General features: G+C 64.3%; 1 protein-coding gene. It reads right to left on the reverse strand.

The features are described 5' to 3' along the window. Nucleotides 1-1031 (reverse strand): GTP-binding protein (locus QZV93_RS17485; RefSeq protein ID WP_295559997.1); only part of this gene is annotated, 1031 nt, incomplete at its 3' end. Nucleotides 1032-1090 lie beyond the last annotated feature (59 nt).

The following is a 1090-nucleotide window of genomic DNA, read 5'->3' on the forward strand; positions in this document are numbered from 1 at the left end:
GGCCATTTGTTTTTGGGGACCGCCGCCCACCAGTAGCCGGCCGCCTCGTGCCGCACGAGCGCACCGGCCTGCGAAAGCTCTCCCACCCACGCCGGACGCGTCGCCAGCCAGAAAAAGCCCTTGGCGCGCAGCACCCCCGGCCAGGGACTGTTGAAGAACGCATGCAGCTTCGCCGGATCGAACGGACGCCGCGCCCGATAGACGAAGCTCGTAATGCCGTACTCCTCCGTCTCCGGCTGATGGTCTCTGAATCCGTTCAGCTCACGCAGCCACGTCGGATGCCGGTGTGCGGCATCGAAAGAGAACAGCCTCGTATCGAGAATATCGCCGAGCTCCACCTTGGACTGGCTGGTCTCGATGATGCGTGCATCCGCATTGAGTGAGCGGATGATGGCGCGCGCGGCTTCGATCTCCGCCGCCTGTGCAATGTCCACCTTGTTGAGAACGACGACGTCCGCGAACTCGATTTGCTCCACCAGCAATCCGACCAGCGGGCGCTCGTCCTCGTCTCCGGCCACCTGTCCGCGGTCCGACAGAAAGTCCTGCGAGGAATAATCCCTGAGCAGGTTGGCCGCATCGACCACCGTGACCATGGTGTCGAGACGCGCCACGTCCGACAGGCTCACGCCGTCCTCATCGCGGAACTCGAATGTTGCCGCCACCGGCAGCGGTTCCGCGATGCCCGTCGATTCGATCAGCAGGTAGTCGAACCGACCTTCCGCCGCGAGCCGGCGCACCTCCGTCAGGAGATCCTCACGCAGCGTGCAGCAGATGCAGCCGTTGCTCATCTCGACCAGCGCCTCCTCGGTGCGCGAGAGATTGGCCCCGCCGCGTTCGACGAGCGCGGTGTCTATATTGACCTCGCTCATGTCGTTGACGATGACGGCGACCTTCCGCCCTTCGCGGTTGTTGAGGATGTGATTGAGCAGCGTTGTCTTGCCGGCCCCGAGGAATCCTGACAGCACCGTGACCGGCAGCCTCGCGTCTCTCCCGGTCGCCGTCTTGAGATGCCCGAGTATTTTCTCGTCCACGTCATCCTCCTCGCTTGCCCGCTTGCCCGCTTGCCCGCTTGCCCGCTTGCCCGCTTGCC

It is taken from the genome of uncultured Hyphomicrobium sp. (assembly GCF_902826555.1).
Taxonomy (GTDB): domain Bacteria; phylum Pseudomonadota; class Alphaproteobacteria; order Rhizobiales; family Hyphomicrobiaceae; genus Hyphomicrobium_C.